Source organism: Candidatus Nucleicultrix amoebiphila FS5, assembly GCF_002117145.1.
Classification (GTDB): Bacteria; Pseudomonadota; Alphaproteobacteria; order Caedimonadales; family Nucleicultricaceae; genus Nucleicultrix; species Nucleicultrix amoebiphila.
In genome coordinates, this window is record NZ_CP008743.1 from 1,314,827 (window position 1) to 1,341,179 (window position 26,353).

Annotated in this window: 27 protein-coding genes; 7 read left to right on the forward strand and 20 right to left on the reverse strand. The window is 37.0% G+C overall.

What is annotated here, in order from left to right; all coding sequences use genetic code 11:
* Nucleotides 1-103: 103 nt before the first annotated feature.
* Entirely contained in the window at nt 104-1,927 is a 1,824-nt protein-coding gene (locus GQ61_RS06505; protein ID WP_085784547.1) for an ABC-F family ATP-binding cassette domain-containing protein, read from the reverse strand.
* A 373-nt stretch (nt 1,928-2,300) separates the two neighbouring features.
* Between GQ61_RS06505 and GQ61_RS06510 the strand changes: the two genes are divergently transcribed.
* From GQ61_RS06510 to GQ61_RS09190, 7 genes are all read left to right on the forward strand, one after another.
* A complete protein-coding gene (locus tag GQ61_RS06510; protein ID WP_085784548.1) occupies nt 2,301-3,608 on the forward strand; it encodes an APC family permease in 1,308 nt (435 codons plus the stop codon).
* A gap of 152 nt (nt 3,609-3,760) precedes the next feature.
* The gene (locus tag GQ61_RS06515; protein WP_085784549.1) at nt 3,761-5,008 is read left to right on the forward strand and encodes an Rpn family recombination-promoting nuclease/putative transposase; all 1,248 of its coding nucleotides are present in this window, start codon (nt 3,761-3,763) and stop codon (nt 5,006-5,008) included.
* Nucleotides 5,009-5,085: 77 nt separating this feature from the next.
* On the forward strand, nt 5,086-5,730 hold the full coding sequence (locus GQ61_RS06520; RefSeq protein WP_198157297.1) for a WG repeat-containing protein: 645 nt from the start codon (nt 5,086-5,088) through the stop codon (nt 5,728-5,730).
* 60 nt (nt 5,731-5,790) lie between these two features.
* Entirely contained in the window at nt 5,791-6,219 is a 429-nt protein-coding gene (locus GQ61_RS06525) for a hypothetical protein (RefSeq protein WP_085784551.1), read from the forward strand.
* A gap of 277 nt (nt 6,220-6,496) precedes the next feature.
* Nucleotides 6,497-7,237, forward strand: coding sequence for a hypothetical protein (locus GQ61_RS06530; protein WP_085784552.1), 741 nt, complete (start codon nt 6,497-6,499; stop codon nt 7,235-7,237).
* 150 nt (nt 7,238-7,387) lie between these two features.
* Nucleotides 7,388-7,735, forward strand: coding sequence for a hypothetical protein (locus GQ61_RS06535; protein ID WP_085784553.1), 348 nt, complete (start codon nt 7,388-7,390; stop codon nt 7,733-7,735).
* A complete protein-coding gene (locus GQ61_RS09190) occupies nt 7,736-7,888 on the forward strand; it encodes a hypothetical protein (protein ID WP_157111164.1) in 153 nt (50 codons plus the stop codon). It abuts the gene before it with no gap.
* A 530-nt stretch (nt 7,889-8,418) separates the two neighbouring features.
* On the opposite strand, the gene GQ61_RS06540 is transcribed toward GQ61_RS09190, so the two are convergent.
* The 19 genes from GQ61_RS06540 to hisF form a co-directional block, all read right to left on the reverse strand.
* The gene (locus GQ61_RS06540; RefSeq protein WP_085784554.1) at nt 8,419-9,357 is read right to left on the reverse strand and encodes a UDP-glucuronic acid decarboxylase family protein; all 939 of its coding nucleotides are present in this window, start codon (nt 9,355-9,357) and stop codon (nt 8,419-8,421) included.
* A 4-nt stretch (nt 9,358-9,361) separates the two neighbouring features.
* Nucleotides 9,362-10,300, reverse strand: coding sequence for an NAD-dependent epimerase/dehydratase family protein (locus tag GQ61_RS06545; RefSeq protein ID WP_085784555.1), 939 nt, complete (start codon nt 10,298-10,300; stop codon nt 9,362-9,364).
* Complete coding sequence (locus tag GQ61_RS06550; protein ID WP_085784556.1) at nt 10,300-11,130, reverse strand: FkbM family methyltransferase; 831 nt, start codon at nt 11,128-11,130, stop codon at nt 10,300-10,302. The genes GQ61_RS06545 and GQ61_RS06550 overlap by 1 nt, the downstream gene beginning before the upstream one ends.
* A 26-nt stretch (nt 11,131-11,156) precedes the next feature.
* Nucleotides 11,157-11,834: a 6-phosphogluconolactonase gene (locus tag GQ61_RS06555; RefSeq protein WP_085784557.1), complete on the reverse strand. Its 678-nt coding sequence runs from the start codon at nt 11,832-11,834 to the stop codon at nt 11,157-11,159.
* A complete protein-coding gene (locus tag GQ61_RS06560; RefSeq protein WP_085784558.1) occupies nt 11,815-12,447 on the reverse strand; it encodes an HAD family hydrolase in 633 nt (210 codons plus the stop codon). The genes GQ61_RS06555 and GQ61_RS06560 overlap by 20 nt, the downstream gene beginning before the upstream one ends.
* Nucleotides 12,440-13,552: a hypothetical protein gene (locus GQ61_RS06565; RefSeq protein ID WP_157111165.1), complete on the reverse strand. Its 1,113-nt coding sequence runs from the start codon at nt 13,550-13,552 to the stop codon at nt 12,440-12,442. Before GQ61_RS06565 ends, GQ61_RS06560 begins: the two co-directional genes overlap by 8 nt.
* A 214-nt stretch (nt 13,553-13,766) precedes the next feature.
* On the reverse strand, nt 13,767-14,510 hold the full coding sequence (locus GQ61_RS06570) for a class I SAM-dependent methyltransferase (protein ID WP_085784560.1): 744 nt from the start codon (nt 14,508-14,510) through the stop codon (nt 13,767-13,769).
* A gap of 11 nt (nt 14,511-14,521) precedes the next feature.
* Nucleotides 14,522-15,616 (reverse strand): Gfo/Idh/MocA family protein, encoded by a 1,095-nt coding sequence (locus GQ61_RS06575; protein WP_085784561.1) that lies wholly within the window; start codon nt 15,614-15,616, stop codon nt 14,522-14,524.
* A gap of 1 nt (nt 15,617) precedes the next feature.
* Entirely contained in the window at nt 15,618-16,742 is a 1,125-nt protein-coding gene (locus tag GQ61_RS06580; RefSeq protein ID WP_085784562.1) for a pyridoxal phosphate-dependent aminotransferase, read from the reverse strand.
* Between the two features lie 90 nt (nt 16,743-16,832).
* Nucleotides 16,833-17,774, reverse strand: a complete 942-nt coding sequence (locus GQ61_RS06585) for a class I SAM-dependent methyltransferase (protein WP_198157298.1) — start codon at nt 17,772-17,774, stop codon at nt 16,833-16,835.
* A 1-nt stretch (nt 17,775) separates the two neighbouring features.
* On the reverse strand, nt 17,776-18,567 hold the full coding sequence (locus GQ61_RS06590) for an acylneuraminate cytidylyltransferase family protein (RefSeq protein WP_085784564.1): 792 nt from the start codon (nt 18,565-18,567) through the stop codon (nt 17,776-17,778).
* Between the two features lie 14 nt (nt 18,568-18,581).
* Nucleotides 18,582-19,511, reverse strand: coding sequence for an NAD-dependent epimerase/dehydratase family protein (locus tag GQ61_RS06595; RefSeq protein ID WP_085784565.1), 930 nt, complete (start codon nt 19,509-19,511; stop codon nt 18,582-18,584).
* A gap of 14 nt (nt 19,512-19,525) precedes the next feature.
* Nucleotides 19,526-20,470 carry an NAD(P)-dependent oxidoreductase gene (locus GQ61_RS06600; RefSeq protein WP_085784566.1) on the reverse strand — a complete coding sequence of 315 codons (945 nt, stop codon included), beginning with the start codon at nt 20,468-20,470 and terminating at the stop codon, nt 19,526-19,528.
* Nucleotides 20,471-20,540: 70 nt separating this feature from the next.
* On the reverse strand, nt 20,541-21,374 hold the full coding sequence (locus GQ61_RS06605) for a glycosyltransferase family 2 protein (RefSeq protein WP_085784567.1): 834 nt from the start codon (nt 21,372-21,374) through the stop codon (nt 20,541-20,543).
* Between the two features lie 18 nt (nt 21,375-21,392).
* Nucleotides 21,393-22,214, reverse strand: coding sequence for a class I SAM-dependent methyltransferase (locus GQ61_RS06610; RefSeq protein ID WP_085784568.1), 822 nt, complete (start codon nt 22,212-22,214; stop codon nt 21,393-21,395).
* A gap of 234 nt (nt 22,215-22,448) precedes the next feature.
* Nucleotides 22,449-23,153 carry a class I SAM-dependent methyltransferase gene (locus GQ61_RS06615; RefSeq protein WP_085784569.1) on the reverse strand — a complete coding sequence of 235 codons (705 nt, stop codon included), beginning with the start codon at nt 23,151-23,153 and terminating at the stop codon, nt 22,449-22,451.
* A 59-nt stretch (nt 23,154-23,212) separates the two neighbouring features.
* On the reverse strand, nt 23,213-24,979 hold the full coding sequence (locus GQ61_RS06620; protein WP_085784570.1) for an LIC12162 family transferase: 1,767 nt from the start codon (nt 24,977-24,979) through the stop codon (nt 23,213-23,215).
* 11 nt (nt 24,980-24,990) lie between these two features.
* A complete protein-coding gene (hisH, locus tag GQ61_RS06625) occupies nt 24,991-25,614 on the reverse strand; it encodes an imidazole glycerol phosphate synthase subunit HisH (protein WP_198157299.1) in 624 nt (207 codons plus the stop codon).
* Nucleotides 25,601-26,350, reverse strand: coding sequence for an imidazole glycerol phosphate synthase subunit HisF (gene hisF, locus GQ61_RS06630; RefSeq protein WP_085784572.1), 750 nt, complete (start codon nt 26,348-26,350; stop codon nt 25,601-25,603). Before hisF ends, hisH begins: the two co-directional genes overlap by 14 nt.
* Between the last annotated feature and the right edge of the window lie 3 nt (nt 26,351-26,353).

Here is a 26,353-nt window from a genome sequence, read left to right on the forward strand (position 1 = left end):
ACGGGGGAAGCCATCCAGTAAAATAAGTAACTGGAACTCTCCACTTCGCTGTATCTGTGAAAAAAATGGAGAAGTCACTCGGTTTTTGTTAAAACAAGGCCAGTTAAACGCCTTCGATTTCTTCCCTTAAAGCTTCAAGTTCAAGCCAGTGTGATTCTGATTTTTCAAGATCTAATCTTGCTTGTTCAAGGCCCTCGGCGGTTTTTAAAAACACCTCAGGATTGCGGCTAAAGAGTTCCGCGTCTTCAAGTCTTGCACTCAATTCTTGAATAGTTGCTTCGAGCGTTGCAATCTTTTTGGGCAATAATTCCAGATCACGCTTTTGCTGATAGCTAAGTTTTTTAGGTGTAGACTGAAACGATGAAGTCCCTGTCGCTAAGGGCTTTATCTTCTGATGTTTTTTAGCTGATTCAGGCGAGGATAAGCGACGTTGATTGAGATAATCGCTGTAGCCCCCAGCATATTCTTTAACAGTACCATCGCCTTCGAGAACAATCGTTGAGGTCACAACGCGATCTAAAAAACTTCGGTCGTGGCTTACAAGCAATAAAGTTCCTTCATACTCGGAGAGCATTTCCTGGAGAAGGTCTAACGTCTCCATATCTAAATCGTTCGTCGGTTCATCCAAAATCAAGAAGTTCGAGAATTGAGCGAGCGCTTTGGCCAGCAGCAAACGATTACGTTCTCCCCCGGACAGACTTTTGACAGGACTTCGTGCTTGCGCTTCTTCAAAAAGAAAATCCCGAAGATAGCCAATCACATGACGGGGTTTCCCCCTGACCATCACTTGATCACCGCCGCTGTCGCACAACGTCGCCCACAAGGATTTATCGGGATCCAGTTGCGCCCGTCCTTGATCAAGGTACACAGGCGTTAAGTTCATCCCCAATTTTACATAGCCCTTATCGGGAGAAAGCGTACCCGTGAGGAGTTTTAAAAGCGTCGTTTTACCTGCGCCATTGGGACCAATGATCCCGACACGATCGCCCCGCATAATCCGCGTTGAAAAATTAGTGACGATCATGCGATCGTCATAGGACTTTGAAATGTTTTTAGCTTCAATAACCATGGCACCAGAGACATTGCCTATTTCTGATTCCATGATCACACTGCGTCCATGATCAATATGTTTAGCCCGCACAGAACGCATATCATAAAGGCGACGCAACCGTCCCTGGTTGCGTTTTCTTCGAGCCGTAATCCCCTGATGCGACCAGGTAGTTTCTTGGGCAATGCGTTTATCGAGTTTGGCACGCTCTACTTCTTCTTGCGCCACAATCGTTTCAGCCCATTCTTCAAAATGTTGAAATCCTTTATTAAGGCGTCTCACAATTCCCCGATCTACCCACAAGGTTGTTTTGGTTAAGCGGTTGAGAAAAGTGCGATCATGACTAATCACAACAAATCCTCCGGGGAATTTTTCTAAAATATCTTCCAACCATTCAATGGTGGGAAGATCCAAATGGTTTGTTGGCTCATCCAGCAATAAGATGTCCGGTTGGCTGACCAAAGAACGTGCGATAGCCGCGCGCCGCTTTTCCCCTCCCGATAAATTGTTCATAACCAAATTTCCGTTGAGCCTAATCATATTCAGCATTGCGTCGATCAAATAATGATCCTCACGATTTTCTTCTCTGAGGCCTTCTTTAATATACTCTGTAATTGTTTGACCTTCGGGGATGACTGGTTCTTGAGGAAGGTAAGCAATCTGGCACCCAGGTTGCACAAATCTGGTGCCAGTTTCAGGGTCAATAATGCCAGCGATAATCTTTAAAAGTGTGGATTTTCCTGCGCCATTGCGTCCAACTAAACAAATGCGTTCCCTGCGGCCGACAGAAAGTTCTGCGTGGCTAAAAAGCGACTTGGAGCCAAATCCAAGGGAAATGTCTTGTAAAGTGACAAGAGGAGGGGGTGCAGGAGCACGCATTCATAAGCTCTCGATTAGGGTCAACGTTTCTATGTCATTGTTGTAGGGGATGATGGAACGATGCGTCAAGGAGATACAACGTCGCTTTCTGTTTATGGGTTTGTCAAACGTCCGAATCACGTCGTGTGCGTTCCTGGAGACGAAAGACTATCCTCACGTAACATTTTCAATAAAAGTTGACATTTAAAAGGTAAAAGCTATCATGAACCGATAAACTAATTTTATGTAAAGCGTACACCGATGTATTTGTCTTCTTTAAAAGACATCATTTTCTCCTCTCGAAAGCGCCCCGCCAAGGCGTAACTATATCCCCCTTATTTTTTAGTTTGTTGTTTTAAGTTTGAATGATAATCCTTTGGTTTGGAGAATTTATATGTCTAATAAAATTGGTTTTTGGCCGGTCTTCGCCCTGGTTATGGGCAGTCAGATAGGCTCGGGCGTTTTTATGTCGCCTGCAAATTTGGCGCCTTTTGGCGCCATCAGTCTTTTAGGATGGGCAATTTCTGGTGCGGGTGCCATTATGCTGGCTCTTGTGTTTGCCAATCTTTGTTCACGTTTTCCGAGAACGGGTGGTCCTCATGTCTATGTAGAAGAGACCTTTGGTCGATTTTTTGGGTTTTTTACAGGGTGGACGTATTGGGTCGTTTCTTGGGTGAGTTCCATTGCTGTGATCACGGCCAGCATTGGGTATTTATCCCCGATTTTAGGCCAGCATTCCCCTCTCTTTCATTTAAGTCTTGAGATCTTACTCTTGTTACTGATTACAGGCGTAAACTTGAGAGGCGTCAAAGTGGCGGGCATTGTTGAGTTTTTTCTGACCAACTTAAAATTAATTCCTCTTCTGATTGTGCCAATCATCGCTTTGTTTTTCTTTGACACCAATAACTTTTTCACCAGTGAAAGTGTGTCACAGTTGAGTTTACCCAAGGCTTTGAATTATGTGACCTTACTGACCTTGTGGGGATTCATTGGTCTAGAGTCAGCGACGACACCGGCGGGGTCCATTGAAAATCCTGGTAAGACTATTCCCCGTGCTGTGATCCTGGGGACTTTGTGTGTATTGGTTATCTATGCCTTGAATAGTGTGGCCATTATGGGCGTTGTGCCTGGTGAAATGCTTGCCCAGTCTAAGGCACCCTATGGCGAAGCAGCGTTGCATATGTTTGGGGGGAGCTGGCATTTGCTCATTGCTCTTATTGCTTCGATTGTGTGCATCGGTACCTTGAATGCTTGGGTGTTAACCAGCGGTCAGATCGCTTTGGGGCTTGCTCAAGATGGTTTGATGCCCAGCTTTTTCGCCAAGAGAAATCGCTTTGGGGCGCCCTATGGCAGTTTAATCGTATGTTGTATGGGTATTCTGCCGTTGCTGATTCTGACCCACAGCGATAATTTGGCTCAAAAGATCAATGTCATTGTTGATATCTCAGTGACATCCTTTTTATTCGTTTATGGTATTTGCTCTTTGGCTTATCTCCGTGTGCTGTACACTCAAAAGACACAAGCATCCCTGTGGCAATGGACATATGGAGTTTTGGCTTTGTTTTTCTGTCTGTGGATTATTCTGAGCACCAACTGGAATACGCTCTTGGTGGCAAGCCTTTTTACCATAACAGGTGTCCCCATCTATTTCCTTCAACGGCATCGCATTAAAGGTCTATGGATGCAGACGGCAAAAAAATAAATTATAGAGTGCCTATCGCAACTCCTCTTTCTTAAAGGGTTTTGGGGTGATTAAGGCAAAATAATTGCCAAAAAAGTTGACAATCTTCCTCTTTGTGGATATGACTATCGTAATAATAAAAAGACATTTCCATATCCACAGAGAGGTTAGCCATGAAGCAGAGCATCAAAGTCTGTTTATTTTTATGTATGGGCATCTATAGTTTACACGGAGCTGCAGCTGAAGCGTCAGCCTTGGCAGAAGTGCTGTTCAACGGAGTGGCAAAGGGCGGGGCAAAAGTTGTTAAGAAGCGGCCGGCTGTTCATTCTTCCTCCGTCCCCCTTTTCAAAAACTCCACCGTTAACGTGCAAAGAGGGGGTGGCCTGAAAAAATGGTCACAGGAGTTCAATCAACGTCCTTTCCATGTCAGCAGAAACGTTAAGCAAGAATTCATTACGTTAGAAGAAGATGCTGATAAGTATTTTTTCCCACCCGCAACTTTTGTGAGCCCTCTCATCGATATTGCTTTTAAAAAGGTTTTCTCAACGCCTAAAAATAGTTCCGTGATTATAAAGCTTTTGAATGAAATTCTTGGGCTTGAGGGTGAGCAAGCAATTAAGGCGATAGAGTATTATAATAAAGAGTTCGAGGCTGATGAACAAGACGGCAAGGTAGGCATCGTTGATATTTATTGTCGAGACCAAAATAATCGAGGTTTTCTTGTGGAGATGCAAAGAGGATGGGATGCCCATTTTTTAAATCGCGTTCAAAATTATGCGGCTAAAGCATTTTCCATGCAATTTAAAAGAAAAGGGGTGGATTATGAAACAACACAGCCTTTGTATTGTATTTCCTTTGTGAATCAGGTTTTTTTTCCTGAAGAAAGTGATTATATCTCACATCATCTAACAACCCATCAGAAATCCCATCGTTGCTATTTTGATAAGATGCATTATGTCGTCATAGAGCTGCCAAAATTTAAAAAGAAAAATGGAAGAATAGGGTCAGCGCTCGATGAGCTTTTGTATGTGATGAAAAACTCTAAAAATATCAGTCAATATCCAGGAAAAACCTACATTCGAGAAATATACGAAACCTTAGATGAGAAAAATTGGAATGATATGGAATTGAGGGTGGCAACTAAAATTAAAGATTTAGCTTGGGTAGAGGAAGCCAGAGAAAAGATATATAAAAAAGCCGAAGAGAGAGCGAATCAAGCTGAAGAGAATCTAAGACACGCTGAAGAAAAAGCTAAATTAGCTAAGGAAGAAGCTAAAGCTGCTGAAGAGAAGCTTCGTCAGATGACTATTGATACGGCTCTTAAACTCATCACCCGAGGATTGACCAATCTCGAAATCGCTGAAGACACAGGTCTTCAAGAGGCAGAGGTCGAAAAGCTGCGCGTGCATAAGAAACAGTAAGAAGGAAAGGATTGTTATAAAAGACTCTTCCTTCTATGATTAAAGGGATTGGGCGCGATTATAGAACAAGGAAAGCCATGCAAATTATCACCTCAATTTTATGTGCTCTTATGTTTCTGACTATGTCCACGGATGGACAGGCGGATAGGGGGGAACTTTTTGTGGTCCATGACCCCAAAACCGACCTTTATGGTTTTAAGGACAAGCAGGGAAGAATGGTTATCCTTCCTCAATTTGAGCACGTAATGGTGCCGTCAGAGGCAGCGCTCTTTAGTTCAAAAAATAAAGAATTTTTTGTCCTGGTTCCTGTGGTGAAAAAAGGAAAAATCTGGCGCATGACGCGGGAGGGACTATTAAAGTTTGAGACAGTCTTTTTTGATAATGGACCCGATTATTATGAAGAAGGCCTCAGTCGTTTTATAAAAGACGGTAAGGTAGGATTTCACGATACAAAAGGCCAAGTGGTTATTCCTCCCCTCTATGATTTTGCCTCTCCCTTTCGAGAAGGGCATGCCAATGTTTGTCAGGGATGTTATGCCCACTATCCCAAAATGCCAACCTATCCCGCTTTGAGTTCCAGCTTTTGCAGTTCTATGCGAGAAGATATGTACAAATCCGTGGTGGGAGGAAAATGGGGAATGATTGATAGACAAGGTAGGGTCGTCATTCCTTTGATCCATGATTCCTGGGAAGCGATGGAAGCGGCGCACGCATCACAGTAGGAGTGTTGCATCGAGAATTTGAATGTGCCTATACTTAACTCAAAAAACAGGGAGTTAAAAATGACCTCTTTCCATAAAATTATTTTCTTGGTGTGTGCAGTCATCGTGTTGAACACGAATGTTCTTCTGGCTCGTGGTCCCTTTGAACATTGGCACCCGCACCATAAACATGGACATATTCTGAACGGTGTGCCTGGCCCTTTTCCTCCCACACATTTTGATGAAATGATGGGAAAATATCGAGCCTATCAATACTATCGTCCTCATAATTGTGTGGGTCATTGTAATGGCATGAAAGTCTGCGGTAACGAGGGGCTTTATACGTGGTGCGTTCTTCATTGTTCTGGGAAAATGAACACCAGGCACATTTGCGGCAAAGAACGTTTCAACGCTCTCATTGATCTCCTGAACCGTCACCAGGATCGTTTGGACTTGGCTGAGCTGGATCTTCTCAACAACGTAATCGGGCTGTATGGATTGTTGCGGTAGGGGACTTTGCTCATGAAACAAGTACGCTGGATCGCCACATCCTCTTTGAGGGTTCGCGATGACGGCCTATAGAAGTGCGTCATCACGAGCGAAGCGACGTGATCCAGTACATTAAGTAAGTTGGATCGCCACGACCCAAGAGAGGCTTCGCAGTGACGGAGAAGAAAACCAGGATAAGATAGGAAAATCTTCTTTTTCGCGTTTTTACGATTCCTTAAAGATTCTGAGTCAGGCTAAAGAATCGCATCTTCATCATTCAAAGACAGAGGAGGATTCTATGAAAAGAAAATTACTCAGTAGTTCTGTGAGTGTTCTCGTAACAGTTCTTTTAAGCGTATCTTATGCGGGAGAGGCGCGTGCTTCATTTGTGGATAGGCAGTACCAAAATAAAAATAAGTCATCTGAGCAGTTAAACAGGGAAAGTCAGCAACGACAGCAGAGAAGTCTGCAAGGGCTTACACAAAGAAAAACCTTTTTACGTCAATTGGCTATTGCAGCGCTCAATCGTAGTCATGATCGAATTGAGAATCACGTCTTACGTCTGCATGTGGGGAATATAAATCCAAACAGTCATGAATATGTGTTTTCAAAAATAACGACGAGTAGCTTTGATAATCGAAATTTTTATACTTTGTTTAATCCAGACATTCGAACCGTTAACGACTTTATTGCTATGGTCACAAACTTAGTCAATGAAGAACAAAACATTATTTTTAGTGGGGGCGGCGATAACAGAACTATTAAAGTCATTATAGATTCAGGAAATGAATTGGGTCGTTATTTTACACAATCTGATTATAATACAGCGCAATCAATGAGAAATGATCAACACCCAACAAACCCGATGCAAGCTGGTAGAGCTGGATCAAAGCTGGTGTTAATTATCAGATGTGATTATGAACAAGATCTTTATCAACGTATCGTGGATATGACAAACCAAGTAAATTTTCCTAATAATCCTGATGGATTTTATCCAGACTTAGTCACAGCATTTTTAACGAGTGGCAATAATTATTGAGAGATTAAATTACGTAAATTGACTCTATGATGAGCAACGCAATGCATAGAGATAGAGATGTAAGGTGAGGGTTGGACTGAGACGAGTCTAAGAGGGAGACCTTGCGGTGACGAAGGAGGGCGCGTTAAGACCATCCGTGAAGCGTTAGGAATGACTTTAGCACAGGTTGGTGAGAGAGTGGGAATTACTCCTCAAGCTTTTGAAAAACTTGAGAAATATGAGGGAGGCGTATTCCATATCCCTGAAAACTTTAGAGCAGGCAGCAGCGGCTTTGCAATGTCGGGTGATCCATGTATTGGTTCCAGAAAGACCTTTGAAGGAAATTGTGGATGCTTAAATTCAAAAAAAGGCAGAAGAAATCGTCAGTCATATTCACCATCCATGAGCTTAGAAAAACAAGCCACATACTCTCAAGAGCGGGAAGCTCAAATTAAAAGGCTTAGGGAAGAGATGAGAGGGCGTAAGCAACTTTCCAATATTTGGAATGGACGACGATAAATGAAGCTTATCTACCCGGAAAGGATGACACCTTTTAATCAGGACGATGAGGTCTCTCTTATTCCAAGGCATATTACAACACAAGATCAACTAAATGAGTGGGAGCAGGCCAACATTATTGAGGCTGAACAATGGTTGTTTGCGAGACGATAACGAAAGATGGTTTCCAGCGATTTTATGAAGCGTCTTCATCGGAAAATGTTTGATCAGACGTGGTCATGGTCTGAAGACTTTGAACCTGACAAATTTTGGTGTATAGTCTGTGCAGATTCAAGGATCATTCTATGACCTATGTCAGGATATATTGTATTGGTTGAAAAACAAAACATTCCCTATGGATGAAGTTGCTGTTCGCTTCTATCCTCCTCCTCAGGGCGATACATGCTTTTCCAAAGGGTAATGGTTTGATACGCACGTTTAATGATCGATGGACTTCTAATGAAGAGAGTTCTTCTCGGTTTAGTTGGGGAAGGCAAAGTCCTAGCAAGACGGCGGCATCTACAAACGGTCTATCTTAATGCGCTTAAAAACGCTGACTAAGGAGAGTATCATCGCTTTTGCGCGGATGTTAGGATTGGTTAGAGGCTAGAGACTTGTAATGATTCCCTCCCTTCACTCAACGATATGAATATATTCCCATCATGAAAAAATAGAATAAAAAGGATTTATTATTTATATGGGATTTATAAAATTTTTTTGAAGTAGTTGATTGTTTCTTTTAATCCTTCTTCAAGTTTAACTGTAGCTGACCAATTCAATTCTTTGCGAGCTTTTGAAATGTCAGGCTGTCTTTGTTTTGGGTCATCGCTTGGCAAGGGAGCAAAAACAATTTTTAATTTACGCCCAGTTAATTCAATAATTTTATCTGCAAGCCCTAACATGTTTATCGGCTCTGGATTGCCAAGATTGATAGGACCAGTAAACTTATCATTATGAGACATCATTTTAATAATGCCCGTTACTAAATCAGATATATAGCAAAAGCTCCTGGTTTGGCTTCCATCGCCGTAAACGGTGAGATCATTACCTTTTAAAGCCTGCACTATAAAATTACTTACAACACGTCCATCATCAGGACGCATATAAGGTCCGTATGTATTAAAAATTCGCACTACTTTTATATTGACATTATGTTCACGATGATAATCAAAGAAAAGAGTCTCTGCACATCTTTTTCCTTCATCGTAACAACTACGAATACCAATTGGGTTTACTCTTCCCCAATACTCTTCATGTTGTAAATCGATTTCAGGGTCACCATAAATCTCACTTGTAGATGCTTGCAAAATCTTTGCTTTATTTCTGAGTGCGAGATTTAGCATGTTAACTGACCCCAATACATTGGTTTTAACAGTCTTAACAGGGTCAGATTGATAATGTATAGGACTTGCAGGGCAGGCTAAATTATATATTTCATCAACTTCTGCATAATACGGTTCAATAACATCGTGTCTAACAAGCTCAAAATAGGGATGTGCAATAAGATCAGCTACGTTTTCTTTTTTACCAGTAAAAAAGTTATCCAAGCAAAGCACATCACAATTATTTTTTAATAACTCTCGGCATAAATGCGATCCTATAAAACCGGCACCTCCTGTAATTAAAACTCTTTTTCTAAACATGCATCTAACCTTTTTGTAACACCTTTTTTTGAATTCTCTTTTGAGCCCATTCAGCAAAACTTCTAAGTCCTGTTGAAAGAGGGGTAAAATTAGAAAAACCTAATAAATTTTTTAAGCTGGAAATATCTGCATATACCCCAAACTGATCTCCTGGTGTATTTTCATTTTCAGTCCAGGATAAATTTGGGATAATTTCTTTCAGTTGATCCATTAAATTCTGGACGGTTGTTTTTTCCCCTGTGCCAAGATTTAATATTCGATTAGTCACTGCAGAACTATGAATAGCTTGCATCCATACTTTTACAACATCATCTATGTAAATAAAATCTCTGAAGCGAGTCAAGCTACCTTTTATAGGTATAGTATGATTTTTTAGAGCATAACTTAGATAAATACTTACCATTCCTTGGCGTAGATTAGATAAGTCTTGTCCTGGACCGTACACGTTAAACATTCTGAAAGCAACAAAAGGAAGCTCATGTTGATAAATTTTTAAGTAATTCTCGGAAGCTAGTTTCCCCGCGCCATAGCAAGATAAGGGGTGACAATCTTCATGTTCAGAAATGGGTTTGTCGTCTACATGACCGTATACTGACATAGAGCTAGCATAGAGTATCTTTCGGACTCGGTTTTCTATACCGAATCGAATTAAATTTAATGTGGATACTGTATTCTTTGAAAGATCTAAAATAGGATCGTCAAAACTAATTTCACCAGAAGATTGACCAGCTAAGTGTAAAATAATATCAATATCTTTTGGGATTTGATCTATGTTATTTGATTGACTTAAATCAAGCTGAATAAATTGTGCTTTTGCGGGTATATTTTCTAACTGTCCTTGAGAAAGATCGTCTACACCAATGACTTGGTGACCTTCGCGTAAAGCCTCTTCAGCTATTTTTGAGCCTATAAAGCCAGCGACGCCTGTTACTAATAACTTCATTACTCAATCCGCGTAAAAATATAGTTTTTGAACTTACTATATTTTTCATTATTCATCATCTCTGAATGAGATTTAGAAGCAATAGAAAAACCATGTTTACAAATGAAATCACAGGTTTCCTGGTGTTTCTTACCTTTCTCATTCATTTCGATCAAAATACTTTTAACATTTTTATTTTGTAATGTTTTGTGACCACCTTCAAGAACTTTTAATTCATGACCGTCAACATCAAGTTTAATGTGGTTGGGTATAAAAGTTTGTTGTGCTAAATAATCAAGTGTAATACCGACGACACCTTGTTGGTAGGAAAACTCATAAGTTTCATCAAATGCACCTGTGTTTTCATCAAATGAATTTTGCGATTGACCAAAACCATCATTTCTAATTTTTAAAGTATCTAGTTTATTTTGATTATACAAACAAAGACAAAATGCCTGAACAGTCTTTAATTGATTAATATTAATATTTCTTTGCAGAATAAAGAAATTATCGCTCATGGGCTCAATAGCACAAACTGTGTGGCCTTTTAGACCAGCGTATAGACTGTAAAGACCAATATTAGCGCCGATATCTAACAAAGTATCATCTGGCTGAAAAGAGTCAATCCATGCTAGCGTCTCGGGTTCCTTCGTAAAAAATGTTCGTGCACGCCAAATAGGAATTTCGCCTGGGCAAAAGAAAGTAAGTTTTCCTGAAGGTGTATTAATGATTTCGTAAGCACTCAATTTGTTAATTATTTCATCTTGAGTTATACAGCCACGATGTATAGAAAAGCGGACTAGCTTTTGCGCAGAATTTGCAATCATCTTTTTTACGGCCTGTTTAATCATAGCAATACTTCCTTAATTTTAAGAATTTATTTTAAACAAATATCTGTCACTTTTACGATGTAAGATTCTTTAAAAAGAGTACTTAATGGAAATTGCTGAAAATTACCAGACTCTAAAAAATCACACTTTTTCTTCCCTAACGCCAGAATAAAACGCCTTTTTGCTTTCAATAACAGAGGCAGTGATAAACTGACACGTTTAAAATCTGCCCTCTGAGTGATAATAATCGGATCTGAAGAGCTTAATGCGTCTTCATCCTCTGGAAAAAGAGATGCGACATGCCCATCGTCTCCCATACTCATTATCACACATGATAGAGGCAAGATTCGTTGAAAAAAATTCTGATACTCCTTTTTACCCTTAAGAACTACATCTTTTAAAGAAATAAACAAAGATTTTGAAGGACCCTCAAAAGTAAAAAAATCTCTAAGAAGCAATCCTTCATTACTATCTTTGCTCTCTCTTGGCACTAATCTATCGTCTGTAAGAGATATTATAATCTTTTCCCACGGAATATCGAGAGCAGCAATGCTGGACAGAAAGTACCGAATGCTTTGTCCACCTGTTAAAATTAAAGTTGCGCGTCCAAAATTTGAAACATCTGCTATGAGGCTCTCTTTCAGCTCATTGAGCACAAGGCGCTCAGCCTCTATAAAACTATAATGAACTTCGTGTTTAGTGCCTTTAGATGAGTTTAAAATCATGGAAATTTTTAATCGCTCTTATTGCAAGAGGAAAAGGGCCCGTACAAAGATTATCAGTTCTAGCCAAGAATGGAATTTTTAGAGCATTAGCAGCCTCTAAATCACTTAAACTATCGCCAATAAACAATATTTGATCTCTTCGGAGGCTGTAATTCTTGACGATTTTTTCACCAATGACGGTTTTTGTATCTGGTGCTCCAAAAATTCCCGAGAAATAACCCAGAAGATTTCTCCTTTTACAAATGTTTAGAAGCTCTTCATGGGGGGTGGCCGATAACACAAAACTCATAACATTATTCTTCTTTAAGCTACTTAAAAACTCGACAACTCCATCGATAAACTTACAATTCAACATTTTATCCATGATGATATCTGAAAAAATACGGGACAATATCTGTCCTTCACTTTCAGAATATTCTCGTTTGAGAATCAAAGTATGTATATATTCAAATTTCTTATATCGGCTTACACCTTGATTTTGAAGATGATAATCTCTAGCCTTATTAGCGATTTCAATCCCATAGGAAAGATAGAGTTCGTAAAAAGCCTCCGTCTTAATAGAGGCAGAATCTAAAATCACACCATCGAAATCAAAAAAAACTGCTTTAAGCATGGAATAAAATATCGCGAAGACTTGTATTTCGCTCTCCTAAGGCAATATATTCATCTTTGTTTTTTTGTTTATATGAAAATATATGGTTTTCAATTTTATTGATTTTCAATTCTGGCCATAGGGAAGCGCTATATGATTCGTAAACTGGCTCAGTTGTCATATGAATAACCTCTATATCTCTTGCCAGACATTCAAGCACTGTCGTTGTTGATCCAAAAATGAGAGCAATCTGTCGTTTTGAGTTTCTATCAAAGCGGTCTTGATATCGAGCCAGTAGATTTTCAATATTCTTGATCAGGGCAGCGTGTTTCTTGGACTGACTTTGGGCAGGATGATTCCGAATTTTTAAAGGCGGCATGTCTGAATCCATTTTCTTAAAAAAGTACTCTAGTAATTCAATATAAAAATCACCCTTACTGAAATCATAGGGGATAAAAATTTTCCCTGAAAATTTTTTTTTGGTAACTTTTTGAAACCTCAAAGAATTGATCACTTGAATACTTTTCTTTTCCCATCCTAAATATTTTTGAAAAATTTTTTTCTGGCCTTTGCCATGAACAAATAAAAAGTCTGGTTCTCCGTCTCGCTTTACAAAATCGGTTGGTAAAGGAGGCAAACTAGAATGCAAATAACCGATAGTTTTAATAGTAGAGTTAAATAATTTTATGCCTTGGTTAAGTTTGTGTTGCCAAGGTTGAGCTTCGTAAGCCATTAACACTGATTTAATTTCAGGCTTCAATATTTCTGATGTGAATACAGACGTTAAAGCATGAGCAAATAAAGTTTCTGGGACAGGAATTATTTTGTAAACAAACCATTTCCATATGTTTTTGAAGATACGCAAAACACTATAATGATTTTCATGGTGACTTACAAATATCCTAATATTTTTATTAAGTTTTCGTGGATGGACATTATCAAGAGATAATAAAAACCATAAAGTATTTGGGGTGTTTTTTGAATTTGCACTAAAATATGAGCATTGAAATGAACCATCCTCTAAGAAGTCATCTTGTCTACACCAGGAGATGACAATATGTTTATAGGCAATACCCCTCTGTTCTAAGTTAACTATTTTATAACTAGAAGAAGCACCTGATTGCAAAACACTTCTTAAAAAACGATAGGAGTAATTGGGGAATTCACTGAATCCTTTATGAAGGCATTGTAAACGTAAATATCCTAGACTTCCTGCTGCCCAAGCATTCAGATAGCAAGAGGGGTCACTCGCAACCTTTTGACCATCTTTCAAGCTTCTAGCGCCAAGATATTTTTTAACTTTATCAAGCAACTTTAATTGAGTAGTGATAATATCTGTGTCAGCCATAATGACAAACTAAATCATTCGGTAACTCGAGATTAAATTGACATTGGTCATCTGGTCCCTTTGTGATTGCAAGAACAGTGAAACAAATTTTTTCATAAGGTGTAATAGCAGTTTTACTGGGAGATCCCCAATATCCATATCCTTTAATCGCACTGGGTTTGAATTGAAGTAATTTATCAAACAAATCATTCGGATTTAAAACAATATAAGGTGCTTGTTCACCTTCGTGTTGATTTTGAAAATTAATGTATTGATAGGATTTAGATTGAGAGTGTTTTTCTAGTTCGTTGCTGAAACGAAAACTAGAGAGAAATACACCACCAGGTTTGACATAATTCATGGCTGCTTCTAACATTTTATCAAATTCAACGTTCCAATCAATACAACCAAGAGAAACAACAAGATCAAAGTAGTTGTTAGGAATTTCAGGGGATTTAAGATCAAGTACATCGCCTTCTAGAAAGGTGTATTGAGCGAATAATTTCCGCGCAGTATCGATAGCTTTCTTGTTTATATCGATACCCACATAATTTTTTACGTTAAAGCGTGAATCCAATGCATTGCCAAGACCACCGCAACCGCAACCTACATCAAGTACGCAGCTTTGACGGTTGAGCTCTAATGTTTCGAACATCTTCTTTTCGGAGGGATAAAAATCATCCCAAGTCACCCTATGTTCTTTATAAAATGATTCTATTGAATCTGTTTCATATTTAATATTTGCATTACTACTCATCACTGATCTTCCTATGCTTTGATTTTGGTAACACGATAGGGTTGTGCTAATGTATTGTCTTGACGACCAAGTTGGAGCGAACTGAGCCCCTCATCAAGATTAACCCAAGTATTCTTTTCTGCACTCACGTACATAGCATGCAATAACTTCATTGTATTCATAGCATCCAAAAATTCTACGGCGGGTTTTTCATCATATAGAATGGCGTTAAGGACACCCATATAAATATTTTCATGTCCTAGCCCGTAAGCATCTTCAAAGTTATCACTGAAGTCAATGGCATCAGAAGGTCGCGGGGAAAACTCAATGAGTTTATCGGTAAAAGATCCGCCCAACATAGCTAATCCTTTGCTTCCTACAATAGAAAGAGAAGATTCAAAGTCATGCGGTCTAGCGGCGGTAGTTATCTCAATATTTCCCAATGCTCCATTTTCGAACTCAGCAATCGCAATGACGGTATCTTCAACTTCAATGTTTGAACCAAATGTGCGCATCATGCAATTTATGCGTTTTATGTCACCATTAAGGTATCGTAACAAATCAAGATGATGGATTCCTTGATTTGTACAGCACCCTCCATCCAAGGCAAACGTACCACGCCAAGGATCACGATCATAATAACTTTGGGGTCGACACCAGCGCATGCGGACGGTTGCTAATTGAATGCGCCCTAATTCATTTTCCAAGATCGCTTTACGAATTCTTTGTACGCAACGATTGAAACGATATTGATGAACTGGGAAAACTTGGACGGAATTTTTTATTGCCGCCTCCCCAAGAATTTCTCCTTGTTTTAATGTCATAACAATGGGCTTCTCAATAATGACATGTTTCTTATAGATATTAACCACATCAAAAGCATGTTCGAAATGCATGCCACTAGGCGTGATAATGGCAACAGCATCGATCTCAGGATGATTCTCAAGCATCGTATGGTAATTTTGATAATGGGGGACTTTATCTACACCACATATTTCATCCATTCTCTTGACGCTCAAGTCTGAAATGGCTGCCAACTTTAAGTGAGGATTTTTATTGATTGCACGTACGTGATGGCCCGATACTCTACCGCATCCAATAACAGCGATGTGAATTTTTTTGTCCATATTACTTCTCTAGTGTTAAATTAACAGAATTTTTTGAACTATAGTGCACTATCGTTTCTTGACAGTCTTCCCAAAATTTTTTCATTAATGCTAATGGTCCTATTGAAATTCGAATACAGTTTTCAAGAGGAAAAATAGTAAAGGGTCCTTTCAAAAGATACTTTTTTTGCTTGGTTTCTAGAATAATTTTTTGAGCATTTTCTATTGAAGGGCAACGTAAAAGCAAAAAGTTAGTATGAGAGGGATAGCACATTAGTCCTGCTTTACAGAGCTGATGGTATAAAAAATCTCTCCCTGCAACAAAATCATTTATCTTGCGCATTACAAATGACATATTATCAAGCAAGTATTCAGAAAATTTGAGGGCGAGACTGTTTGCATCGGTAACGGGTCTTAAGAGCATTAATTCTTGAATGCGTGCAGCATCCGCAATCGCGTACCCAATTCTTAGACCCGCTAAACCGAAGGCCTTAGAGAATGTTCTCACAATGATTAGATTTTTATAATTTTTTATAGCATCGGCAAGAGTGTGAGGCGTGAACAAATGATATGCTTCATCTATGACTACGAGAGTGTTTGTTTCTGAGGTGATATCAAGCAGTTTTATAAGGTTCTCTTGCTCAATGAGCGTTCCTGTAGGTTGATTTGGATTAGCTAAAACAACCAATCTGATGTTATGAGATTTTACTTTTTGGATGATTTCCTCAAAATTAAACTTCAGATCTTGATTGTAATGTATATAGTGAATATGGGCACCATAAATACCTGCATATACATCATACATACGCCAACTAGGATCTTGTAAAAGGATGTGATCGTTGAGATCTATGTAGATCTCGAATATATTCTTAATAACAGCATCAGACCCGGCGGATATATACAGATTATCCGGTGATACATCGAGCCATCGAGCCAATTTATGAGTTAATGAAGTAGAATCTGCATATGCAGCAACATCGTGTACAGTAAGAGAGTTCAACCAACTTTTAAAAAAATCTTCGTCATAGCCAACTGGATCTTCATTGCGATCTAAACGAATAAAATTGCGTCGATCTGAATAAGGATCAAACTGCCGCTTTACGTTTTTTAATCGCTTACTGCAAATAGAAGAGGTTGCGAGATTCATGTTAGAAATCCTTGGATAAGAGTTAAAATTTCATAGAGGTCAGAGAAGACTTAAAAAAAACTGCATGACAATTCTTGAGATGATCCAGGCCTAATTTTGTATCTTAGCTACACAAAAAACGCGATCACTATACCCATTTTTAACCATAAGTTCTTGGTATTCTTTATTTGTCTGTTGCCAGAACTGATCAAGTGCGTTTTGTAATGTCTCTTTGATAAGAGGTATCTCGGGTGTATTTGAGCGAGCGGATAGAGTTTCTCTTGGTTTTTGACAATAAATCCAGTTCAAATGATTGGTAATTGGATACTCCTGTAAACAAACTGGATCTGAACTATAGCCGGCCTGGCTTAATGTTTCCGACAAAGTTTGAGGAGAGTAGTAAAATAAATGTTCAATGCAAAAATAAAATTTTCTAAAGTTTTCAATATCATAAATGCTGACCAGCGGATCTAAAATGTTAGGGACTACAATCACTAACTTACCATTAGGCTTTAGATATTTTTTTAATTCTTTTAAAAAGGCAATGGGTTCGCCGATATGTTCTAATACAAAAATCAAAGTGATTAAATCAAAAGATTCAGGCGAAAATCTTTGCTCTAGAGGTTTATCATCGACGTCTAGTTTAAGTTTTTGCTGGCAAAATTCAACTTCTTTGCGACTGAGCTCGTGTCCAAAAACTTTTGCTGCAGAATCTTTGATACCCATTAATAAATGACCCGTTGAACAGCCTATGTCTAAAACGGTTTCGGTGCCGGATAACATTTCTTTTACTCTATTAGTCCATATACTAGAGGCCTTTTGCATTTTTTGATAATGCTTTTCCGGATCAAGAATTTCTGGATCGATATGTGTTAAATAAGTTTGATGATATTGTGTCTCATAGAAATCAACAGGAAATTGAAATGAGTTCTGATCAAGATAAATCAGCGAACAGTTAGCACATCTCATTACACTCGCTTTTTGCTCAAAACGAAGTTGATTAGTATATAATGAAATAGAAGCGCTAGCGCAAAGTGGACAAATATGACTCATGTTAAATACTTTTAGAGAACATTCTGTTATTCGTTTCCGTTTGTTCAAGATCGGCGTGTGTATAGCCATGTGCTTTTAACCAATACTCGACCGTGGGAATTTGCCATTGATAATCAACATCACATCCGCCCCAAGATGGAATAGAAGCAATATTTTGCCCCATCCATTTTTGAGGTAAAAGACCTTCTTGCATTAAATCAAGACATTTAGGGCGAACAATAGACGCAGACATATCTGCGTAATATACATCGCCTTGAGAATCTCTATCACAATTTAAAGTCTTAGGATCTCCAAATGTTTCAAAAGGAACAAAAGGCTTTAGACAATTATTTTCATCGAGCTTACGCGCACGCAATGGACTCCACATATTGTAGATAGAGGTCGTCACAGCTGAATCTTTAGAGGGGTCCTTTTCTAGAATGCTTATACCTTGATCAATTAAGTTTGCAGTGATTGTTGCCGCGTTCGCAAAAAGCAAAATCATATAGTCAACAGTTTGTCCCTCATCTTCAACTATTTTTTTTATTTCTTTATAACCATGCAGGAAAACATCTTCACCTAAAGCTTGACTCGTTGTAAGCGATGGGGGGCGCTCAATGAGCTGAGCATCAAATGTAAGAGCAATTTCCTTAATTTGAGGGCAATCTGTGGAAACAAATATTCGAGGTTTACAAGAGGCTTGCTGAGCTGCCATCAGTGGATATGAACATAACGGTCTTCCTAAAACGGAGTAGATGTTTTTTCCTGGAAAACCAACACTATTGGCTCTACCAATCATAAGTGCGCAAATCATATATTACCTTAATGTTACTTCGTAAGTTTCTGTAAATGAGGGGAGATACTTTCTGGACAATCTATCACAAATTTTTCGTATATATCTTCAATACAAATTAATAAACCTTGGCCAAATTCAATATAATCCGAACTAACTAACTTTTTTGAAACCTGAGGTTTAAAGATATAAGGGGTTCGTTTATAATGACCTTGTGAGTATTCTGCCTGATGATCAAGGTGTTGAATTTTGATATCACCACCGAGCATGTCATTGATAGTAGTTACTAGCTCATCGCAATTAATATACTGATAACCAGTTAACATAACACGCGAATTAATATATTCTCGAGAAAGAATATCGACACTCATTCGTGCCGCATCTTGTACATGAATGAACTCTCTTTTCTCATCTAATCCGAATCTTACCTCTATTTTTTTCTCTAACAGAGCTTGTTTGATGAGGCGATGAATAAAATTCGTGTCACTTGCACGCGGCCCATAAAGTGAGCCATAGCGTAGGATAGTGTAATCAATGTTATGGTTTTTTTGATATTCTTCTATAATTATTTCACACGCTTGCTTACTGGCTCGATAAAATCCACCTGCATCAGAATAAACATAAACAGTAGAAGCAAAAACAAACCGCTCGATATTATTTTTTCTACACGCTTCAAGAATATTAATTGTCCCGTTAATATTTAAACTGAGAGTATCTTTTGGTCTTTCAAAACTAGCATGTATATCTGCTTGACCTGCTAAATGATACACATAATCCATACCTTGCAAGGCTTTGGAAACACTTTCTTCATCTAGAATATCGCCCTGAATAAATTTTTGTTTTTTATCTAAATACGGCGATGAATTGATATCAAAAATAGTAGTTTCTATGTTTGCATGAGAGAGAGCATCGGCGACATGACTTCCAACAAAACCAGAACCACCGAAAACAATAGCTTTTTTCATATTAATCCAACTAATTAAAAGTTTTCAAAAGGTCTCATTAGAGGCTTATTTCTAATGAAATTTATAACATCTTCTGCAATTTGGGTCTCCATTAATCCCCTCGTTTCACGCGTCATTGATCCTATATGAGATGTTAAAATGCAGTTTTCTAGTTCACACAATTTGCCCATGTAGGGTTCTTGTTCAAATACATCAATGGCCGCTCCTGCTAAATTTGATTTTAAAGCGTCATATAAGGATGCTTCATTAACAATACCCCCTCTGGATGTGTTAATTAAATAGCTGCCTTGAGGCATCTTACTTAGTAGATTTGTATCTACAAGGTTTTTTGTGAATTCGTTTAATGGAACATGGAGCGAAATAATATCGCAAATTTGAAATAAGTCATTCAATGAAATTTTTTGAGCATTTTTAATGCACTCAATCTGTGGATCGTAAAAAAAGACTTCAAGGGTTGGGGCTAAAGAGGTTATTAATTTTATGACCGACGATCCAATTTTTCCTGCACCAATAATTCCAATTTTACACTTTGATAAAGTGCGTCCCATTGGCCTATGCCAAATTTTTTGATGCATTTTACGATCAGAATAAGAAACACCTTTTATTAAATTCAGTATCAATGCAATTGTAAACTCAGGCACTGCTGTCGAAGGTGCATCTGGAGTATAGCTTATTTTGATTTTTTTAGCCTGTACAACGTCAAGGTCAATATTATCTATTCCTACCCCTACCCGTCCTATTAGTTTGAGTTTAGTGGCACTTTCAATAAGTGTCCGAGTGATTTTCTCTGTGCCAGCTATCAAAACATCCACATCATGGATTTGATGATTAAAAAAATCAGCTTCTGTAAATTTTATATTGTTTTTATTTTCAATGACGTAAGCATTTTCTTTCAACAAAGTTAATGCACTAGGACAAGCTTCTCCAAATCCAACATTTGAGATAAGTATCTTTTTCATTGCTTCTAATTAAAATTATTCTTTTCTAGAATTCTCTTTACGCATTGAACAACGGATCTTCATGGAATAATCATCTTTTGAGACACCATATATTCTTAAAAGATTGAAAATATGTAAATAAAATCATTTTTGATACATGCTTAAAATGATAAAGACCCATAAATATTAACTTAGAAAATGATAAATATCTTAACTTATAACACTCAAAGAAACAAATTAACAAGCGAATATAATACTTGAATAATTTCCAAACAGAATTTTTAGTTGAACTAATACCCTCTGCGTGAACACGATATTTTAGAAGTGGTTCATTTAAGAAAAAAAAGGGGTAACAAGCAACAATTTTTAATACAAAGAGATAATCTTCCGATGCTTTCAAAGCGGCTCTCTCATCAAATCCTTGAATTTTATGAAGTATCTTTTTAGAAATCATGATAGTTGAAAAAGCAATCCTATTTCGGTAAAGCTGCTTCTCAAAACTAGTCTTATCAAGATTAACAACTTCTGAAAAATCAGTATTTTTAGTAAAATTAGAAAAACCAGTGTAAACTAATCCTAGCTCAGGATTGCACAAAAAGACGGCGAGCTGCTTTTCAATTTTAGTATTCACCCAAATATCGTCATCATCACAAAAAGCAATATAATTACCTTTCGCTTTCATGGCACCAAAATTTCTGGGAACAGCAGGTCTACCAGCATGTGTTATCTCAAAATAGTGTATCCTGGTATCATTAAGATTCGCAACAACCTCTTCAGTATTATCTGTGCATCCATCTCCAACAACTATAATTTCAAGGTTTTTGTAAGTTTGGCTAATAACAGACTGTAAGGTCTCCTTTAAGAGAGGTGCTCTATTAAAAGTAGCTATTACTATGGAAACAAGAGGCAATGAATTTTTGTTCATAAAAGATATCTCGATGGATTATTTCTTAACTAAAACAAATGAAAGAAGATTTTTTTTTGTTGATTTAAATTCTTTGAACCAAAAAAATTCTTTAAAAAAACTGTGAAATTCAGAACGTAAAAAATAATGATCACCCGTTTCTTGATCTGGAGGGAAATATAAATCTCTGAAATTAATAGAAAAATCCTTTTTTTCCAGAAATTTATTAAATTTTCTTTTTAAAACATGAGGAGCAATTTTAAAGAATGCATAAGAGATAATATAGTTAGCGAAGCATTTTAAGTAGAGCGTTTTTGAAATAAAAAGATCTCCAATAAGAATCACCACGCCATTTTTCTTAAGAACTCGATAAACTTGAGCGAGCAGTTTTTTGGGGTCACCGGCGTGATGTAGTGCTTCTGATAATATAACGAAATCTATACTTTCATCAGCTAGTTTTAGATCATAAAAATTTCCCAAAATAAGCTGTACCTTTGTTTTATCTACTTTATAATGATTGAGTAGTTTAGGACCAAGGTTTAGAAGTCGATGTTTTGAAAATTCTAAACAAAGCATTTTTTCAATAGAGTTGCTGTTGTTTAAAAGATAGGCGGTTGCCCAGAGATTTCCTGCAGCAAGGTCTAGACCGTGACCTAATATTTTGAGGTTTCTGGCTTTACAATATTTAAGAATATTCTCCAAGTCCTTATAAAGGCCTATATCTGATAAATGAGCTTCCATTTTTTGAAAATCATCAAAACTCTCTTCTTTTGATGGGTTATTCCAGTATTGAAAATAACTAGGTTCTTCTGTGGGATCGAGCCAGTTCTCATAATAGACATTTTTATAAACCGAGGACAAGATAGTCTCCTGCTTTAATACATTTTAAACTTAATTGAGGCGGAAATTCGATTTCTACTATAAACATATGCTATAATTTTTGTATTTAAAATTCTTTATAAGTTTCATCTAGCTTAAAGTAGATTTACTTAATGTAATTTGAAAAATCTGAGACCTTCTTCAAATTTGAAAAGCTATTATGAATTTACCTAACGTCTTGTTTTGATTATAAATATTATTGAATTTCATGATTAATTATACAATTTTCTGACCTACAAAGGTCCAATGAAAACCTGAACCTTCATCCTCTCTATATTTTTCATCATAATAACCAATATGTACAGGTTTAAAAGCAGATAATTTATCTATTAAGTGTTCTTTATTTTGAGTAAAATTTACAAAATACTGTTCAAGACTATATCCTCTTTTTGTATTAAATGTAATTTGTCGAAGACCATCTTCATGCTCTTTTGAAAATTCAAAATACCCATGAGAGATACCCATCATTGTGGCATAAAAAATCCCATTAGGTTTTAAAGCACTATATAGACTATCGATTAAAATTTTGAAATCTGTATTAGAAAGATAATAAAGGCTTTGAATAGCTGTTATTACATCATATTTTTCTATAGGCAGTGTGTTCTCAGAAGGTGAGGGGGAAACGCGAGTGAAACGATGAGCAATGTGCGGATATCTAATTTTCGCAACTTCAATATCGCTTTCGCTCATATCCATGCCCTGAGCTTTAAAGCCTAATTGATTGAAATAATTAACATTCGCTCCGCGTCCGCATCCCCAATCAAGTAAATTCTCTCCATTCTCACCTGTCATATTGAAATCAGGTTTTAATATTAAACCATAAAATTTAAATGCTGGATGTCCAACATTTGTTGCATCATAATTTGCATTTTCCCAATAACGAGAGTTACCCACTAGATAAGATGATTTTGCGAGAGGCATTTTAGTTTCCTTCTAATTTGAAATTATATTGAATGAAAATTAGGGTTATATTTTTTAAGTTACAACTTAAAAATGGCATTCGCCCACTTAAATAGATAAAAACTATCAGTCTGAGCATATAATTTACAAAATTTATTTCTAGTGTTTTGCACTTTTGATGATAGCCACCATTCTTCAACATTATCCCACAAATCGTTTGCTTTGATTGCTGCATCTTTTGCTGATGTTACGAACACGCCACATTCATGAAATTCATTTAGTAAATTCTTAAATTCTGGGAGAAAATCAAAAAATGGGAAACCAAAATATAAGATGGTGGGTGTATTTGAAGCCATAGCTTTATAAAATGCGGTGCCATAATGATCTAAAATTAATAGTCTGCAGCTTAAGAGATATTTTTCAAAATTCATATTTGAAGGTATTATTTGTAATTCTGGTAATGAGTTTTTAATAAAAAAGACTTCATTAAAGAAGACAGTATCGTTTTCCCCAGCAGGATGAGCCTTATAAAAGGATTTTTTGATAAGCCTTGTATCTATCGAATTAAAAAAGTCAACTTTTTGAGCCAAATACCCTCTTAAATGAGATGGATCCGGGTAAAGGACACCATCCCACAATGGGTTTATACAAGTCCCTCCAAAAACAAGAGTATCTGTCTTAAATCGATGCTTGTTTTTCATTTTAGAAAGTAAGGGACTGGGCAAAGAAATAAATTCACATTGTCCTTTGTTAGGCGCTTGTTTTCCCCAAATTATAAACATATCTGAATTAAATTCATAAGAGAGAAGTCTATATTCATTATGTGTACAATAACCCGCCCCATGCTGCACAAAAACTAACCGTCCATTTTCTTTTGAGAGTGCTTGCTTAATCAAGAATTCATCTTGCATCGTAGACTTATCAAAGATAATTCTGGCTTTCCTTGTTTTTGTATTTTTCTCTTTCGAAAGATAATCATTAAAGCCTTCATTAAAACTATAGGGAAGAGTTTGCATAATAATATGTTCTAGAGAATTAATAAAATTAGGGTCCCAATTATCTAAGTTGAAATTTTTTTTATGAACCTTAGCTGACTTTTGTTCGACAAAATGTCTTCTTCTCTTTAGAAGGAGTATACTTGAAAAAACAAGAGATATAAAAAAACCAATCCCGTAAACTTTCTTAAATAATAAATGTTTATTAAATTTATCATTTAAGAGATTGGAAAAAAGAAAAAAGAATCTATGAGGTTTAGTAAACATTTTATATTTAATAATTTCGTTCCATATGGAACGTTTCTTATTAAGAAAAGGTTGTGGATGAAATGATCCTATTGTTTTTATTTTTACTCGATCGTTTTTCAGAAAATTTAGTATGACAGAAGAAATCCACATATGAAAATTCTGATTGAAATGAAAATTAAGGTGGAAGTGTTGAAAATTAATAAATCTTTCACCTAGATTTACATCTAATGCTTCCACTGCGAGGGACTCTTTTGAGCTATCAATAACATTTTTTAAAATTTGAAATTTTGAAAATACCGAGCATATAATGTAATTAAAATAAGGCCTTAATAAAAAATTATAGAAATCGTCACTGAGATGATCCTTTGTTGTTTTTTTTAATTTTTTGGTATGTTTAACGACGAAATATTCAATTAAAGAGTCGAGATTTTGATAGACTTTATCTTTTTCAGAAATATCACTAAAAATTTTCGGGCATAATAAATTGTTCAGATCTTTTACAAGCAGTTTTCCATCAGTCAATTTTGAGGAGACAAAAGGAATCACTAAATTCTTTTGTGTCCTCTCTGACGAAGCAGTTCCTATAACTAACTTTTTTTGCATGTATTTTTAACCTATAAATTCAAAAAATTATTTAATACTTTAAGGCCAGCTGCTCTACTTTTTTCAGGGTGAAATTGACAACCCAGCGTACTGTTCTTTTTCACTAGCGCTGTGATTTTATTGTTACTGTAATGAGTGATCGCTACTTTTGCTTCTGGGTCACACACTTGCGCATTATAGGAATGAGTAAAGTAAAATGACTCTTTTGGATCAACATCGTTGAGTAACGGTATATCTTGACTGTTAGCTAATCTTTTCCAACCTACATGAGGTACTTTAACAGATGTTGCAGACTCAGAAGATCCAATTCTATGAACTGAACCACTGATAATATCTAAACCATTAAATTCGCCTTGCTCAAAGCTTTTAGAAAATAAGAGTTGCATGCCCACGCAAATACCAAGAAGGGGGCGTTCTTTCTCAATAAATTTTAAAATACCTTCAGAAAATCCTTTTTCATTGAGGGTTTTGATACATTGACCAAAAGAACCAACACCAGGTAGAATTAGACGATCCGCGTTTGCTACATCAACAGGGTCAGTGATTAGGTATGCATCGGCCCCTATATAGGAAAATGCTTTGACGACACTATGCAAATTACCTATAGAATAATCAATAATACTAATTTTTTTCATCTGAGTCATCAAAGCCATAAAACTTTTTTATATCGCTTATCGTACATAGGTTGTAATGCAACGCTGATCCGATCGCTAGCGCATCTAGATTGAACTTTTTTATTTCTGACAGATCTTTTAACTTCCCAAAGCCACTACTTACGATTAAGGGAACATGCACCAGGGGAGAAACTTTTGAAATCAACTCTACATCAAAACCTTTCTTTGTACCGTCTTGATCAATAGAAGTTAAAATAATTTCACCACACCCTAGATCTTGCGCCTCTTTAATCCACTCTAGGGCAGAGAGTCCTGTTTTTTCACGTCCTCCATCTATATAGACTTCAAACCCAAGCGCTGTACGTTTTACGTCAACTTGCACTATAATACATTGGCTACCAAAAACTGTTGCTATTTCCTTGATAATAGAGGGATTTTTGACGGCCGCGGTATTAATAGCAATTTTATCCGCTCCTGCACGTAATATTGATTCAACATCTTTTGGAGTTTTAATCCCCCCCCCTACCGTAAGCGGAATAAAAACATCATTTGCTGTCTCTTTAATAAGATCCACTAAGTAAGAACGCTCATAAAGGCTCGCAACTGAATCTAAATAAATTATTTCATCTGCGCCCTGTTCATAATAGATCTTTGCAAATAGTTTTGCTTCACCCAGAACCCGAAGGCCTTCTAAATGGACACCTTTGATGAGATTTTTGGACTTTATGTCCATTCTTGCAATAACACGAGGCAACATCGA